Source organism: uncultured Alsobacter sp. (assembly GCF_945952055.1).
Taxonomy (GTDB): domain Bacteria; phylum Pseudomonadota; class Alphaproteobacteria; order Rhizobiales; family Beijerinckiaceae; genus Alsobacter.
Genome location: NZ_CAMFHB010000040.1, coordinates 23,872 through 40,049 on the forward strand (window position 1 = coordinate 23,872; position 16,178 = coordinate 40,049).

Annotated in this window: 13 protein-coding genes; all 13 read right to left on the bottom strand. The window is 64.7% G+C overall.

From position 1 onward, the window contains the following. Window positions 1-2 precede the first annotated feature (2 nt). Complete coding sequence (locus tag Q0Q47_RS23520) at window positions 3-2,630, bottom strand: glycosyltransferase (protein WP_293865690.1); 2,628 nt, start codon at window positions 2,628-2,630, stop codon at window positions 3-5. Between the two features lie 174 nt (window positions 2,631-2,804). Further along, window positions 2,805-3,464 carry an SGNH/GDSL hydrolase family protein gene (locus Q0Q47_RS23525; protein WP_293865693.1) on the bottom strand — a complete coding sequence of 220 codons (660 nt, stop codon included), beginning with the start codon at window positions 3,462-3,464 and terminating at the stop codon, window positions 2,805-2,807. An 85-nt stretch (window positions 3,465-3,549) separates the two neighbouring features. After that, window positions 3,550-4,329: a formyltransferase family protein gene (locus Q0Q47_RS23530; RefSeq protein WP_293865697.1), complete on the bottom strand. Its 780-nt coding sequence runs from the start codon at window positions 4,327-4,329 to the stop codon at window positions 3,550-3,552. An 81-nt stretch (window positions 4,330-4,410) separates the two neighbouring features. Then, the gene (locus Q0Q47_RS23535; RefSeq protein WP_293865700.1) at window positions 4,411-5,097 is read right to left on the bottom strand and encodes a WbqC family protein; all 687 of its coding nucleotides are present in this window, start codon (window positions 5,095-5,097) and stop codon (window positions 4,411-4,413) included. A gap of 6 nt (window positions 5,098-5,103) precedes the next feature. Continuing rightward, on the bottom strand, window positions 5,104-5,859 hold the full coding sequence (locus Q0Q47_RS23540; RefSeq protein ID WP_293865703.1) for an ABC transporter permease: 756 nt from the start codon (window positions 5,857-5,859) through the stop codon (window positions 5,104-5,106). Window positions 5,860-6,078: 219 nt separating this feature from the next. Continuing rightward, window positions 6,079-7,320, bottom strand: coding sequence for an ABC transporter ATP-binding protein (locus Q0Q47_RS23545; RefSeq protein ID WP_293865706.1), 1,242 nt, complete (start codon window positions 7,318-7,320; stop codon window positions 6,079-6,081). Continuing rightward, on the bottom strand, window positions 7,317-8,504 hold the full coding sequence (locus Q0Q47_RS23550) for a polysaccharide ABC transporter ATP-binding protein (RefSeq protein ID WP_367278299.1): 1,188 nt from the start codon (window positions 8,502-8,504) through the stop codon (window positions 7,317-7,319). Before Q0Q47_RS23550 ends, Q0Q47_RS23545 begins: the two co-directional genes overlap by 4 nt. Then, the gene (locus tag Q0Q47_RS23555; protein WP_293865709.1) at window positions 8,504-9,262 is read right to left on the bottom strand and encodes a formyltransferase family protein; all 759 of its coding nucleotides are present in this window, start codon (window positions 9,260-9,262) and stop codon (window positions 8,504-8,506) included. Before Q0Q47_RS23555 ends, Q0Q47_RS23550 begins: the two co-directional genes overlap by 1 nt. Beyond that, window positions 9,259-10,329 (bottom strand): GNAT family N-acetyltransferase, encoded by a 1,071-nt coding sequence (locus Q0Q47_RS23560; protein WP_293865712.1) that lies wholly within the window; start codon window positions 10,327-10,329, stop codon window positions 9,259-9,261. Before Q0Q47_RS23560 ends, Q0Q47_RS23555 begins: the two co-directional genes overlap by 4 nt. Then, window positions 10,326-11,333, bottom strand: a complete 1,008-nt coding sequence (locus tag Q0Q47_RS23565) for a DegT/DnrJ/EryC1/StrS family aminotransferase (RefSeq protein WP_293865714.1) — start codon at window positions 11,331-11,333, stop codon at window positions 10,326-10,328. The genes Q0Q47_RS23560 and Q0Q47_RS23565 overlap by 4 nt, the downstream gene beginning before the upstream one ends. Beyond that, complete coding sequence (asnB, locus tag Q0Q47_RS23570; RefSeq protein WP_293865716.1) at window positions 11,330-13,222, bottom strand: asparagine synthase (glutamine-hydrolyzing); 1,893 nt, start codon at window positions 13,220-13,222, stop codon at window positions 11,330-11,332. Before asnB ends, Q0Q47_RS23565 begins: the two co-directional genes overlap by 4 nt. Before the next feature lie 38 nt (window positions 13,223-13,260). Beyond that, on the bottom strand, window positions 13,261-14,406 hold the full coding sequence (locus tag Q0Q47_RS23575; protein WP_293865718.1) for a DegT/DnrJ/EryC1/StrS aminotransferase family protein: 1,146 nt from the start codon (window positions 14,404-14,406) through the stop codon (window positions 13,261-13,263). After that, complete coding sequence (locus tag Q0Q47_RS23580; protein ID WP_293865720.1) at window positions 14,403-16,178, bottom strand: hypothetical protein; 1,776 nt, start codon at window positions 16,176-16,178, stop codon at window positions 14,403-14,405. Before Q0Q47_RS23580 ends, Q0Q47_RS23575 begins: the two co-directional genes overlap by 4 nt.

The window sequence follows — 16,178 nt, forward strand, 5'->3', positions numbered from 1 at the left end:
GTTCAGGCTCTCCCGATGGCACCGGCATAGGCGGAGAGCAGGGCCTTGGCCTCCTGCTCCCAGCACAGTTCGCGCGCGACGTCGAGCGAGCGCGCCTTGTAGGCCCGGATCGAGTCCCGGGTGAGACCGTTGACGACCCTGGCGATACCGACCTCGTCGGCGTTCGGCAGCAGGACACCCGCGCCGGTCGCGTTGACGATGCGGCTCATCTCCGGCAGGTCGCTCACGCACACCGCCAGCCCTGCCATGATGTATTCGAAGAGCTTGTTGGGCAGCACGTATTCATGCTGCTTGGACAGCCTCGGCATGCAGAAGAACCCGACATCGAACGCCGCCGCTTCCTGCACGAGGGCGGTCATCGGCACCGGCGGGGCCAGAGTGACCCGGTCGGCAACGCCCTCACGTTCGATCAGGCGGCGCAGCCCCTCCAGATAATCGTCGTTCCCGGGGCCGCGAATGGTCACGGCGAACTCCGGCCGCCAATGCTTGACCGATCGGATCATCGGTTCGAGCCCGCGAACGGGAGCGACGATCCCGTGGTAAAGGACCCGGATCTTCTCCGTCTCGGGTGACGGCTGCACCGACTGATAGAGTGGCGTGTTTCGAATGAGCATGGGGCGCGAAGGCAGGCGGTAGACCCGCTGCAACCCGTCGGCGATGCCATCGGAGACCGTCGAAACCACCTTGGCCCGGCCGATATAGGCCGACTCGATCGCCTTGACGACGGGGCGATTGAAAAGCCGCCACTTGAGGCGCTCCATGTACTCGTTCACGGCAAACTCGTGGGTGTCGTACACGAACACCCCGCCGCGCTCCTCCGCCAACCGCGCGGCCAGCGGCAGCATCAGCCAGTCATTTGCAACCCAAAGATCGGCCTCGATGCCCTTGCTCGACTGATAAAGCTCCTGGATGGACGTCCAGGACCAATACATGTCGAGCGCAGTCTGGGTCGAGACCCTCGTGCGCTGAATGCGCAAGGCCAGCCCGGCACGGCTCTTCAGGCGGTGATACGGAGCAAGCGCGGAGCTGACCACACGTCTGCCGGCCCGATAACCCTGCCGGAGAGACTCGTGGGTCTGGGCCGGCAACGTCTGTCGCGCAACGGTCTTGACGAGTTTCCTGACCTTCATCCCGCGCGTGGCTGCAGGCACGGACGGCTCGACCACCGACGCGCTGTCGGCTTCCACCTCGGCCTGAAGACCGGGCGTGGCCACCGGAGCCGGGTGGCTCGCGTCGTAGCTCGGCCAGACAGGCCTTTTGGAGCGCGCCCCGGGCTGACCGACAGCGGCCACGGACCAGCCCGCATGGAAGAGTGCGTCCCCCTGCCGCCTCACGCGCGGGTCATCCGGGATCTTGGACAGCGACAGGAGGCATGCGCGCGGAGGAGCCACGGTCCGGTCTCCCGGGCCGGTCGTCCGTGGGATGCGCAGGCCTTCGATCACACCGGCATGGCGTTCTGCCGGATCGTCGCTCGCCACGGCGGTCACGGCCGCTCGGTCGAACGGGACACCCCGTCGTTCCAGCGTGTCGGAAATCCAGCCGAGGACGTTGCGCGCCAGGCCCCGATACGTCAGCCCCTCGTCGCTCAGCAGCAGCGCGCGGGTCGCCCGTATCCGCCTCTCGTTCTCCGCCTCGTTCGCCATTTCGGCCCAAACGTCCTCGAAGTTGCCGAAGTCGCGGTCGAGTTGGATGTAGTGTTCGCCCGGTTTCATGCCGGGCACGTAGGTTCCCTCAGACAGGATCTGGCACGTTCCCGCCAACGCCGACTCGAAGATCCGCGGCGACACGGTGTCGTACTGGTGGACACCGTCGAGGCCCGGAAAACAGGCCTCCGCGACGTCCTCGAACGCTGCGCCGGGATGCTCGGCAATGAAGGCGTTGACCTTGCGCCGGATGTCTCCGACCGGATCGGCGAGAGAACTCCCGCTCGGCGTGCCCAGAGTGAAGCGACTGTTGCCCAGGAATGCGAGCCAGGCATCGCCGTTCAGGCTGTCGGCTTCCCTTGTCGATATGTCGAGTGCAAGCCCTCGTCCGGCTGCTGCTTGGGTAAAGCGGGACGCGATGTCCGCCTTCAGCTGCCCGAAACTTCCAAAATACGCCGGAAGCTTGCGGGCCCGATATCCGACGTCGATGGAGCGTTCTCCGAACGGCTTCGCCACGCGGTCCGCCAACATTGCGTCCGCGCCGTCGAGATACCCCGTCAACGAGAGGTGGACATCCGCTTGCGCCGATGCTCGCGGCAGCAACAGATAGCTGAATCTCGAATAGGGCGTGGCAATGATATCGATCTTCCAGTCCGCCAGCCAATCGTCCAGATAAGCACAATGATCGTAGTCGTCCTGCGGGAAGGCAATCTTCACCGCGCTGCTTCGAGCGACGAACGCAAATCGATCGAGAATACGATCAAACGAGTCCGCGCGTGGTTTGGCCCAACGCCAACAAAGATACGTCGTGTCGATGAGGATGACATCGAAGCGGCCGAACTCGACCGATGGGTCGAGGGGATGGTTCACGCCCTGAAACACGTAGTCGTGTTGGGGCGCGTACTTCGGAAGGAAAAACGCATGGTTGATCGACGTGCGCCGTGCGCTCTCGACATTCTCTATGCCGTGAAGGATCAGGATGCGCATGATGGTTCAGGCCTTCGAAGGGTGCAGCAGACTCGGGACAGGTCTGAAGGGGAGACCCGATGGCGCTTTCTCCAGCTGCCGTTCCTCTCGCAACGGCCATCCGCGGCGCGGGGAGCAAAGAGGCCGGCCGCTGTCTCGCCCGGCGGTCGAGGAGCCAAGCGTTCCATGAGCTCGCTACGCCTTCATGATCTCGAGGCACGCCTTGTGCGCCTCGGGCGCAATAAAATTCAGATAATAGTCGTGCCCGAGATTACTTAAATGCAGGCCATCATCGAGCAGCAGCGACTGGAGCGTCACCCCTTCACTGACGGCCGTCAAGAACATGCGCTCGACATCCAACAAGACGACGTCCTCGCCGATTTCGGCAGCCAGTTCACGGATAGCTTCGTTGTAGGCTCTGTTGCTCTGTTCGTACGTTATTGTCGTATGCGGAATGATTTCTTTATCCCGAGTCGTCGGGTGATTGGTGTTCAGCAAGATCCGTTTGGCGCCGAACGTCTTTGCGCGAGTCACGATCTCATGGAGATTCGCTTTGAAAGCCGGAAGACTGACCCGGGGATTGCCTCGGTCTGTCAGCCAGTAGTTGCAGTCGTTGAGCCCAAATTGGACCAGAATCAGATCTACTCCACGGCTTTGCACGTGGTAGGGCATGTCCTCCAAGGCCTGACGCGTCGTCCGCCCATTCACCGAGGCGTTGGTCACGAGCAGCTGATTTCCATGCGCGGTAAAGTGCGTTTCAAGTTGTTCTGCAAGCCGAACAACCCAGCCACGGTAGATGGAGACGCCCTGGCCGACGCAGATGGAATCGCCGAAGAACACTATGTTGTAGATCAACTCTTTTCTCCCGTGCGCCGCACGTTCAGTTTTGTCTCAAGGGTCCGGCAACTTTCTCGAGCAACCCGCAGATTGAACCGATGGATTACCGCAGCCCGATATCCACGAGATCGACCAGACCGGATTCGGGGATCTGGTAGATCTTCCGCTCCCCAACCATTCGGTAGGCTGCATTATGAGGAGGATAGAAAAGGCCTCGTGACAGCCGGTCGAGTTTGGCCGGATCTGCTTCGCTGGAAACGTCCAGCAGCCCGTGGAGATCGCTCTTGCCGTAGAACCGTCGGGGCGCATCCGGAGGAGCGTAGCGGGGAATGGGGCGTGCGTTCCGAACGTCGCTGAGGAACCGGCCGAAGGCTCGCCCCGCTGCGTCGATGGTCTTCCGGTGCAGCGTGAGCGCCGTATCGGTGCCATCGATGGGCGTCACTTCCTCGTAGGCGAGATCGCCTTCGTCCACCTTGTCCGTCATCCAATGGATGGTGGATACGAACTCGCTGTCACCGTTGATGATCGCGTGTGAAATACTGTTGTAACCCTGGTAATGGGGTAGCCGTGCGTTGTGGAGGTTGAACGCCCAACCACCGACTGCCGCTAAGACGTCTTCCGACAAGATCCAATTGTGCTGTATTGAGAGAAGGCCAGTTGCTCCGGTCTTACGGATTGCAGACAGAATGTCCTGAGTCCTGCGCCTGTCATTCTCAACGAACACGATCTCGCCGCCGTCCGACTCCGCTCGGAACCTCTCGCATGTCGCATGGTCGCTGACCATAGCGACGATCCGCAGGTGCTCGCGGTTCTCCGGCTTGGCGATTTCGACCAGCGCGTTCCAGGCAATTTGTCTCTGGCCTAGAAAAATCAGCTTCTGCACTGTCGATCTCCCTGCGCCTTGATCACTCGAACGGGCGAATACACGGACGCCTCTCCATCTTCGGATCCACGCCGTGGCATTTCACGCCCCGAGCTTCCGGCCGTCGCGCATCAGGTAGTCGATGACGGACAACCCGGGAATGAAGGTTTCAGGCGGGCCATAGGCGACGGGCGCGAAGGACTGGGCGCGCAGTTCCAGTCCACTGCGTTCGATCAGCGCGTCGTCCTGGTAGCCGGCTGCCCCTCCACCGTAGAGGTAGGTGGTTCCGCCGACGGCCTTGACGATCGAGATCAGCAGCTCGGTCGCGTGGCCGGACACCTCGAGCTCCGACTGTCGGACGAATGTCGCCTTCACGCCGAGATGGGCGGCAATGGCCTGCACCACGGCGATGTTGAACTCCGACAGTTGCGGAGAACCGGATCGGACCAGGGGTTCCAGGAGGTCCATGGCGCTCGCAAAGCCGCGCTCACGGCGGTAGTTCGCCTCCAGCGTCCGGATGAACTTGACGCGCCATGCCTGGCTGTCGTCGATCTCCGCCAGGCGTATGGCCGTCCCCAGGGGCATCCGGCGGACGGGGCACGTGATCCAGCGCGGCTCGCCGTTGACGGCGATCTTCACGCGATTGCTCCACGAGCCCATCCCGCCCGATCCAGAGCGCGGATAGCTGACGTCGTCGAGGAACACGAACACGTCGGCCTGCCTGATCTTGTCGAAGTAGCCCAGCCAAGGAAAGAAGTTGGGCTGGTGGATCGCGACGATCGTCTTCACGAGAGCTTACAACCTTGCATCGAAGAAGACCCGGAGGCGACGAAACCACCACAGCCCTGCCATGAAGATCCCGACGGACAGGACGGAGATGTAGAGCATCATCGCCGGAGCCAGGGGAACCCCATCCAGCATCGGCTTCCGGTAGCCTTCCGCGATCACGTAGAACGGATTGAACGCAAGAAAGGGCTCGACCGCGTCCGGGTACGCCGAAATGGGGTAGAAGATCGGCGAAGCGAACAGGATCAAGGTCAGGAGGTTCGGCAGCACGAGTGCGACGTCACGCACGAACACGTTCAGGGACGCCAGGAACAGGCCGCAGCCCGAGACGAACACGAATTGGATCAGGACGATGTAGGGGATGCTGAGCCACGCGAGGTTCGGGGGCGTGCCGCCGAGCGCCTGGAGGACGAGGATCAGCGCGAAGGAGACCAGCAGCGGAACGACGCCGAGGGCTGCGCCCACCATGGGCAGCAATTCCGACTTGAACGCGATGTTCTTGACGATCCCGCCATTCGAGACGACCGACCCGGTCGCATTCGACAGTCCCTCGCTCAGTGCCAGCCAGGGCCCGTATCCGCTGATGAGCCACAGAACGAACGGTTGAGTCCCGTCCCGTCCCGGCAGCCGTCCGGGAAAGACGAACGAAAACACGAAGACGAAGATGCCCATGAGCATCAACGGGCTGAAGACAGCCCAGAGAATTCCCAATCCAGACCCCAGGAAGCGATCCTTGAGGGTCATCTTGAACAGATTGACCAACATCCGCAGATCGCGGGTGTTGAAACCGCCCGGCATTGTCATCGTTGCTTGCCCATCAATCTGGACGCGAGTCCGTGCGACGTCGGATGACGCGGCTTTCGATCGCGCTGCGCCGCGTCGCCCCTGCCCTCGGCGAGGCGGATCCGGCTCCCGTCCACGCAGGCAACATCGCGGCGCGGCGCGCGCCCCCGTTTCCCTGCCCCAAAGAGGAAACCCCGGAGATCATGGCGTCGTCTCGACGGGCCAAACGGAGACCTCCGGGGATTGATAGAGCAGCGGACGACCTCCGTACTGTCCCTCTTCGTCGATCACTTCGAAGACCCGGGATTTCCTGGATACGACGTCATTTCCGCGTTGCACCGCCACTTCGACACGATAGAGGTCCGCCCCAAGAATCATCGGCACCAGGCCGATGCGGACATGAAGGGCGCGGGTGCCCCGCAGCGATGCTCCCTCGTCGGACAGGCGACGGGACGTGATCAGCCGGCCATCGACACGCCTGAGCGTCAGCACGAGGTCGATCTCGTCGGCCGCGACGTCGGCCGGGATCGAGCCCTTCAGGACGATGGTCATCGGCACGAAGGCTCTCGCCTTTGCCGACAGCATCTCGCCATCCTGTTCCAGCCGAAGACTTTCCAGCGCGTCCGGGTGGCTGCCGAACCCGGCCTTGTCGTCCACGGCGAACTTGGCGGCCAGATCGGCATCGTCCGCCCCCGACACCGCCTTCTCGTACGCCGCGGTGACGAGCACCGGGTCGCCGTCCATGACGATCCGCCCCTCGTCGAGCCAGATGCACCGCGTGCACATGCTCACGATGCTCGCGAGGCCGTGGGAGACCATGATGACGATCCGCCCTTCCGCTGCGATCTCGCGCATGCGGGCCGATGCCTTCGCCGCGAAGAACGCGTCCCCCACCGACAGGGTCTCGTCGATGATCAGGATGTCGGGCGACACGAACGCTCCCATCGAGAAAGCGAGCCGCGCCTTCATTCCGGACGAATAAGTCCGGACCGGGCGGTCGATGAAGTCTCCCAGTTCCGAGAATGCCACGATCTCGTCGATCTTGGCATCGATCTCCTCGCCCGTGAGGCCATGAACGGCGCGATCGAGCCGGATGTTCTCGCGTCCGGACAGCTCGTCGCGAAGGACCGATCCGATCGTCAAGACGGCATGGATGTCGCCGGTGATCGCGATGCTGCCGGACGACGGCGAGGACACCCCGGCGATGATCGACAGGAGCGTCGTCTTGCCGGCTCCGTTGCGACCGATCACCCCGACCCGTTCGCCCTCGCCGATCGAAAGCCCGACATCGTCGAGGGCAACCACCTTGCGTCCGCGGGTCGCAACTGCCTTGTGCGACAGCATTCGCATGAGGGACGGCACGCCTGTTCCGCCCGACGCGAGTTCGAACTCCTTCGTCAGATTGCGGACGACCACCGCGGCGCCCTGACCGTCGGTGCTCACGGCAGCCCGTCCTCTGTCGTGCACACGTCCCATCGAACCGGAATGGCGAAGGCCTGGGCCGGATCGCCCTCCACCAGCAGCTCCAGCCCGTCCCCGTTGAACCACGACCAGCCGTCCAGCGCGATCCGGGACGTGGGCCGCTCCGGATGGGGCATCACGAGATGAAGGTTCACCTGGTATCGCCCAGGCTCGAGCGGGCATGCCGGAATGGTGACCTGGACATCGTACCGCCCCGGAACGGTGCCAACGGGCTTCACGGACCGTGACAAGAGGCAGGTTTCCCAGCCGAAGCCCGTCTGCAGACGTTCGACCGCGACGACGCAACCGACCTGCGCGGGTTGCAGGATTTCGGCCTCGATGCGCACGGCGATGTCCTGGCCGACGCGGGCAAGGATCGGCGTCGGTGGCCGCTCGACCCAGCGCGCGACCCCCTCCTGGAAGTTTTCCCGGGCGTCCGTGCCGTAGAGATAGCGGCGCGTGGCCTGTTCCGCCGGGCCCGAATAGACGACCCGGCCCTTGTCCAGGATGTGGGCCGTTTCGCACATCCTCAGAACGGCGGCCCAGTCATGCGTCACGAGGACGCCGGAAGCGCCCCGGGACAGGCGGTCGCGCAGTCTCCGCCAGCACTTGGCCTGAAAGTGCTGATCACCGACGGAGAGGATCTCGTCGAGCAAGTAGACGTCGTAACGGCCGGCGGTCGCCGTCGCGAAGAACAAGCGAGCCTTCATCCCGGCCGAATATCCCAGGACGGCATCGTCGATACGGCTGCCGAGCTCGGAAAATTCCTGGATGTCTGTGACCATGTCGCGCAAGTCCGCGCCCGAGAACCCGTGAATGGTCAAGAGGCGTTCGGCGTACTCCCGCCCGGTCAGCAGCGGATTGCCGACCAGCCCGAGTTCGTAGATGCCGGACATGGCACCGGAGACGTCGATGTGGCCGGCATCGGGGGCATACACGCCGCCCAGGACGCGCAAGAGCGTGGACTTTCCGGCCCCGTTCCGCCCCATCACACCGACGAACCGGCCCTTGGGCACGTCGAAGCTGACGCCGTCCAGGGCGGTGAACGTGGGAAGGCCGCGGCCTCGCGACAGCGCGACGCGCCAACCCTGAGACGTCTCGACGAGCGGGAAACGCTTCGCGACGCCCTGGCACGTGATGGCGATGGCCTGGTTCATTGCTGCCATCAGACGAGGTCTGCTTCGTCCTCGGGCTTTTCGGGGCGCCAAACGCGAACGCAGACCTTCTGCCCGTGAAGATAGAAATAGGCCGGATAACTGTCCGGATCGGATGCGCGGATATCGTTGAAGAGATCGATCAGCGGCCGACGGGGGTCGATTTCCGAATGGGCCGGGATGCGATTGGGCCGAAGCGGCGGGGCCTCGCCACCCTGCGGCTCGAAGGCCCCATCGCCCTCCTCCTCGTAGCGGCGAAGCGCATCGACCACCACCGACGGTTCCAGATCGCCCGTCTTGCGAGCGAGGCTGCGGGTCGTCTCGAACGGCGACAGCGGGAAACGCTTCTGCAGCAGCACGGGCCCCGTATCGACGCCGGCATCGACCCGGTGAACCGTCACGCCGCTTTCCGTTTCCCCATCGACGATCGCCCACGACAGCGTTCGCGCGCCGGCATATTTCGGCAAAAGCGAACCGTGAACGTTGATGATGACTCGCGCCGACGCAATGAAGTCCGGGCTGAAGATATAGTTGAATCCGGCGGACAGGCAGACCTTGCCGGCAATCTCCCCTCGCAGAGCCGCCAGATCCGCCTTTCTGCTCACCACATGAACGTCGATTCCAAGATCCCGCGCCATGTCGATGGTTTTCAGGAGCTTGGGCCACCGTTCAGGATCGTTGACGTAGATCCGTTCGACTCGATGTCCTGCCGCCAGTACGCCGGCCAGGACCCGTTCTCTCGGCCCACCCGTGAAATAGACGAGGTTCAAGGGCTCACCGTCGGGGCTGGAAGGGGCTTGACGTAGAAGAACGGGAACAACTCGCGCACCTGGTCCGGGGTCAGGTCCTCGACGGCGGTGTCGCGGATCTTGCCAAGATAGGAATAGCGATGATCCTTTGCGCCCCATCCTTGCTTGAAATGGTAGACGCCGGCCTGGGTCAACCAGGTCCCGCCCCAGTTCCAGCGTGACGATCCCTCAGCGGCACTCTCCGCCATGGCGTGCGCGATGAGGGCGGACAGCACCTGCTCGGATCGAAACGCCTCGACCGCAACCGGCGTGAAGTATTCGATCCACTCGCGATGCTTCAACAGCAGCAGCGCGCCGGCGAACACGTCGCCCCGCTCCGCCACATAGAGGCGACACATGCCGTGCGGCTCGAAGGTTTGCCGCAGCGCCTCGAACTGGTCACGAGACTTGAACCGCCCGTTGATCCTCTCCATCCCGAGGCGATGGTGGGTCGCCAGAAGGTCCCAGTCGTCGTCGCCGCGGGACCGCCGAAGCGTGAACCCGGCCTTCATGCCCTTGCGGACCAGATTCCTCGTCTTCTGATGGCAGGATCGCAGGACGTCGTCCATGGCGGCCGCTGCCGTCGCCGCGGGAACGAGCGCGGAAATCTGACCGATCCTCTGGTCCCACGCCCTCCACTGCATCCGTTCGGCGACCTTGGCCAGCTTTGGTTCAGTCGGGTGGACGACGATGTTGAACGCCGCCACATGCAGTTCCGCGAAGGCCGCGTCGAGGCCGTCGGCGAGGCAGGACAGCCGCTCTTCGGCATCGGGGCAGTCCGGTATCAGCGCGTCACCATGGCTGCCGAAGTAAGGAAGGGCATTGGCCACGACCAGACCGTCCGACTCCGTCGTCATCAAAGGCAAAGCCGCGAGCAGTTCGTCGTCCTGGACGACCGCGATGATCCGAGCGGGCGGCGCTCCGGTCACCCGTTCGAGAAACGACAGCCACTCGGGCGTCGCGTAGATCAAGGCGTCAGGACAACGCGCGAGAAATCCGCGGTACCGATCGACGCCGAGGTCGGCGAGGGAGGTCAGTGTCGCCTTCACAGCAGCTGTTCCGAAGCGCTGAGGACGCGCGCCAGGTCCGTGTCGGACAGGGCTGGGTAGAACGGAAGCGACAGCGTCGCGTCGAACCGCGCCATCGCGGCGGGAAAGAGCGCATCGGGAAGCCCGCGACTCCCATGGGCCAGGCTGTCCACCCCCCGCCGCACCGCGACCCCCATGGCGGCGAAGCGCTCCCTGAGATCCCCGAACGGTTCGTCGGCTTCGACCACGAACCGGAACATTCTGCCCGGCGCCACGGACCTGTGCATCTCCATCCGCGCGCTGAGGGCCGGCCGCAGGGAGTCGCGCAACGCCCTGAAGATCACGTCGCGCCTCGCCTCGAACGCGTGCAAGCGCGCCAGCTGACAGGAGAGCAGGGCTTTCTGCAGGTTGGACCAGGGCGCGCTCTGGCTCTGCGCCACTTCGTCGTGCCGAAGAGCGCCGAGGCAGTCCTCCCGGTGGGTCAGGACCGCCCCGCCGCCCGCGCCGCTCACATATTTCGTCGGGTGGAACGACAGCACGGTCGCGTCCGCATCCGTGTCGTAGGCGTCCGGGTGGGGTGCCGACTGGCAGCGATCGGACACGACCGGGAGGCCGAACTGCCTGAACGCCAGGGCCGGTTGCGCGAAGCCGAAAGGGGGAGCGAGGACGATGGCCACGCTGCGGGGCGAGAGGGCCGCGGCGACCGTCGCCGGTGAACATGTCCAACCGTCGTCGAGGTCGCAGAGGGCGGGAACAAGGCCGCAGGCCTCGATGGCCCAGAGAACGGCGTCGCAGACGTAGGTCTGGACGATGACTTCTCCCCCGACCGGCAACGCCAGCGCAGCCAGCGCCGCCCTGAGCGCCATCCGGCCGCTTGGAAACAGGAAACATTGCGTGTCGCCAGGGGCCAGCAGGCCCGCCAGGGCGGCGTCGTCGAAGCCCCCGAGGTGATGGCCCGACAGCGCCCACGCGGCCACGTGGCCGGCGTCCGCGTCCGTCACCCAGGGCCTGGAATGCGTGATCACGACGACAACCCGCCTCCCGGCCGTTCACCGTTGATGAACGTCCGGCACCACTGCTCGAACGAGAGCAGCGACCAGATCAGCAGGCGATTGTTCTTTTCGCCCGACATGTGGTCGGCGACCACCTTTCTCGAAAAATCCCCGGAGATGTAGTCTGCCGACGCGAGATCGGGTCCGAGCAACATGTCCCTGACGTAATCGGCGTTCTCTCCCCTCAGCCACGATGCCTCGGGCGAAGAAAAGCCCTGCTTCTTGCGATAGCGTACTTCCTCGGGGACCACGTCGATCAACGCACGACGAAGGCAGCTCTTGCCCGAGTCGAACGCCTCTTCCGCAATCACCTTCTTCTTCACGGCGTCTTCATCGATCGCCAGCATCCGCCCGAGGTCGGACAGCTTGTGGCCGACGGGAAGGCGCATGGCGAAATCGACGAGTTCGTTGTCGAGGAACGGGAACCGCTCCTCGAGGCCGCTGGCCATGGACAGCTTGTCGCCGACCAGCAGCAGGCCGGAGAGGAACGTCTTGCATTCGAAATACAACGAGGCTCCGATGTGATCCTCCGGCGAGGAGAAGGGCATCGCGTCCGCATCGGCGAAGACCGAGGTGAAGACGCCGAACATCTCCTCCTCGTCGTCCGAACCATCCCTGAACATGTCCGCCCGGTCCGTGGACGTGGTCAGCCTCTGCCAGAACTGGAAATAGTTCTTCAGGAAATCGGCACGGTCGAGCGAGCGGAAGATCCTGTAGTAACGCCAGGGATACCCGCCGAAAAGTTCGTCTCCTCCCGCACCGGAGAGACACACCTTCACGAATTTGGACGCCAATCGGGCGATGTAATAGTTGGGGTAGCTCATCCCCAGGCGAAGGTCTTCAAGGTGCCAGACGACGCGGGGCATGGCCCATCGGATATCGCCTGCGTTGATGACCTGTTCGTAATGCTCGGTGCCGTTGGCGCAGGCGACCATCTCGGCTGCCCGCCGCTCGTCGAATGTCGCCTCGATGCCGTGGACGCGGCTCATCTCGAAACCGGCCGTGAACGTCTGCATGCGGGGGACGGAGGGCGCTGCCAGGGACACGATCGCCCCGGAATCCAGCCCGCCGGAGAGATACGCTCCGACGGGAACGTCCGAGATGAGCTGCCGCCGGACGGCAGCCCCAAGCAGCCGTTCCAGTTCTTCGACGGCCTCGTTTTCGTCGATCGGCTCCGGTCGCGAAAAGTCGAAGTCCCAATACTTGTCCTGGCGCTGCCCGGACTGTGTAACGACGACGATCGCGCCGGCCGGCACCTGCATCACGCCGTCGAACATGGTATGCGAGCGGAACATGTTCTGGAACGTGAAATACTCCCGCAGCGCCGACTTGTTGACGCGCACCCGGAAGTCGGGATGGGCAATGAAGGCCTTGATCTCGGATGCAAAGGCCAGCCGGTGGCCGTCGCGCCAGACATAGAGGGGCTTCACGCCAAACCGATCGCGCACCAGGAACAGCGTCTTCGTCGATGCGTCCCACAAGGCGAACGCGGCCATCCCGTTGAGCCGAAGCGCGGCCTCGCGGACGCCCCAGAGCGCGCAGGCGGCAAGAAGCACTTCCGTGTCCGAACGGGTGCGGAAGGCCCAGCCAGCCCCTTCCAGCTCTCGGCGAAGTTCCAGATGATTGTAGATCTCGCCGTTGAACACCAATGTCCAACGCCCGTCGCTCGACTGCATCGGCTGGTTGGCGATGCTGCGAAGGTCGATGATCGACAAGCGCCGGTGGCACAGGCCGACATGCCCGTCGGCGAAGAGGCCTTCTCCATCGGGGCCCCGGTGGGCGAGCGCGTCGCGCATCCTCGCCAGGATGTCGGGAGACACGGGTTGCCCGTCGCTGTGGAAAAGGCCGGCGATGCCGCACATCGAGGTGATCCAGATCTACTGCGGCTGACCCGGCAGCGTCACGCCAGCGCGCTCAGGACGCCGACCACGCGTTCGATGTCGGCGGCCGTCATGTGGTTGTGAAGCGGGAGCGCGATGCTGCGCTGCTCCACGGCGGTCGAAACCGGAACGTCGGCGGGGTCTGTCCCGAATGTCCGCCTGTAGACGTCGAGGCCGGCGATCGAATGCGTTCCCGGCCGCGCCCCGATGCCCGCCGCGTGCAGGCGCGACAGGATCTCGTTGCGGCTGACGGGCGAGCGGGTTTCATCGACCATCGCGACATAGGCCTGCAGCGCATGGCCGTAGCCCTCCGGCCGCACGGGCGCCGCGATCCAGGACAGGCGCTGCAACGCCTGGTCGTAGGTGTCGGCCAGGGTTCGCCGCTCTGCGATGAACCGGTCCAGCTTGGCGACCTGCAGGGTGGCGACCGCAGCCTGGATGTCGGTCATCCGGTAGTTGAACCCGAAAACCTTGAAGTCCGGAAGCTCGTAGGGGCGCGGGCCCCGATGCCGGACTTCTTCCGAGAGGCTCGCACCATGGTTTCTGTACGTGTCCATGGCCTGCGCGAGGTCATCGTCGTCGGTGGTCAGCACGCCGCCCTCTCCGCAGGTCACCGACTTGCGCGGGTGCAGGGAGAAGCAGCCGATGCTGCCGTGACCACCCGCAGGTCGGCCTGCGATGTCGGAGCCGGCGGCGCAGGCGGCATCCTCCACGATCGCGACGTGGCGGGGCAGGACGTCCCGGAGCCCCTGCATGTCCGCCATGAGGCCGAACAGATGGACGGCCATGACGGCCTTGGTGCGGGGCGTCAGCGCCCTGGCAACGGAGTCCGGATCGATGTTGTACGTGTCGGGGCGGATGTCGACGAGGACGGGCTTGGCGCCGCACTGAACGACCACGTTGGCCGTCGCGACCCATGTCAGGGACGGCACGATGACCTCGTCGCCCGGACCGATCCCGAGCGCGACGAGCGCGAGGTGAAGCGCCGTGGTGCACGAGGTCACGGCCAAGGCGTGCTTGACCCCGTGGCGGGCGGCGAACTCCTTCTCCAGGCGCTTGACCCAGGGGCCTTGCGTCAGCCATCCCGATTCCAGCACCTGCCGAACGGCATCGAGCTCTTCTTCGCCCATGACGGGCTTGGCGATGGGAAGAAAAGGCGACGTCATTGGAGCTGACCTTCTCTGACGGTGGCAGAAACAGCTGAACCTGCTGGGTAGAGTGAATCATCGTCGGCGGGGAGGCCGCGATGCAACCTGTCGATCACGGCCTCGTAGCGGGCCGCGCACGCGTCGCGACCGTGCCAGGCGATGGCAAAGTCGCGCGACCGCCGGCCCAGTTCCGCACGAGCCTGCGGATCGATCACCAGGCCCCTCAGGACGTCGTGAACCGTGCCCTCGGTCGCCGTGACGATCGGCGCGTCGATGAGGGCCCGCAGGGGCTCCACGCCATCGGCCTGCCGCGGGGTCAGACGGCAGATCGTCGGCTTTCCGAGCATCATCGCCTCTCTCGCGGTCGCTCCGTAGCGTCCGTAGTTCAGCTGGTCGAGCACGATGTCCGCCTGGACCTGCACGTAGCGGACCTCGGTGCTGGGGATGTCGCTGGCGAAGATCAGGCGAACGGGAAGCCCTTCGTTCTGCAGCCGCTCGACGGCGGCGAAGACGGCCCCCGAGCCCTTGATGTCGCGTCCTTCGGCCCGGCGCAGTCCATAGTTGGCGACGCCGTGATAGACGAGGACCTCGCCGGGCTGGCGCTCGATGCGGCGGCCAGCCGGGACGGCCAGGTCCGGGCTCCAGCGGATCGGGTCGAGGGCCGAGGCGACGGGCCCGCAGACGGTGTTGCGGCCGACGCGCTCGGGTGTCGCGTAGTCACCCTCGAGCCCGACCCAGTCGCACAGGGGGCTCAGATACCGGTTCCAGACGCCGTTCTTGGAATCGTTGCAGACGTCGGGGCGCAGTTCCCACACGCAACGCCCGCAGACATTGTCGGACAGATCCCTGATCGATGATTGCAGACCGCCGTCGAGACAGCCGCTCGGCATGAAACCGATCAGGACCCTATGCCGTCGCAGTTCCAGGAAGTCCCAGGGCAAGCGATCCGGATTGCGGTATTCGAACACGTTGTCGAGGAAGAGCGAGGACAGGCCGTAGAAATGAACGGCCTCGAACCGCTCCGGGATGGTCGAAAAGAACGCCCTCGTTCGCCGCTTCATCTCGACCGGATCGGGATTGTACAGGGAGACATCCTGCCCGTGATACAGCTGTTGTTGCGGACTGTCGGGCGCCTCTATCGATACCGTCGTGGCGTCCCATCCTCTCTCGACCAGACCGGCCGAGAGTACGTTGAAGTGGTAGTAGCTGTTGTGAATGAAGAGAGCGGACCGCGACCTCGGCCTTGCGGCCACCAGCGGCGGTACGTTCACGTCTTCCGCGAAGGGTTCGGGAAGGGTGACCGAGCCACCCGACCGCCTGACCGCGCCTCGGCAGATCAGGTCCAGGAGATCGATATGCTCGGTTGTCCTGGCGAGCAGGTCCAGTGACGCGCTCCACGGATCGGCGTCCACGCCGTCCTTCGCCGGCGACGTGTGGGACGGCTCGTTCTCGCTCCGGGCGACCCGATCGAAGAGCCACCTTGCCCCCATGGCGGGCGATCCGGTGAGGATCTCGAGAAGCCAGGGAGACGGGGTGGCGCCGGTGCCATCGACGAGATCGACCTGCTTCACCGCCCCCCGTGCGAGCGCGTTCCTGACCAGGAGTTCGTCGTCGCTGGCCAGCGTGAGCGGCTCGGGAACGGGACCGGGGTCCAGCCACACGCAAAGGGTCGAGCCGCGCAGCGTCACGTGGATGATGCGGGCGGCGAGCAGTCGCCGTCCGTGCTCATGCGTCCGCACGCGCGGGGTCAGACGCAGGGCCGCGACGTAGGCCAGCGTCCGCGACAGCAT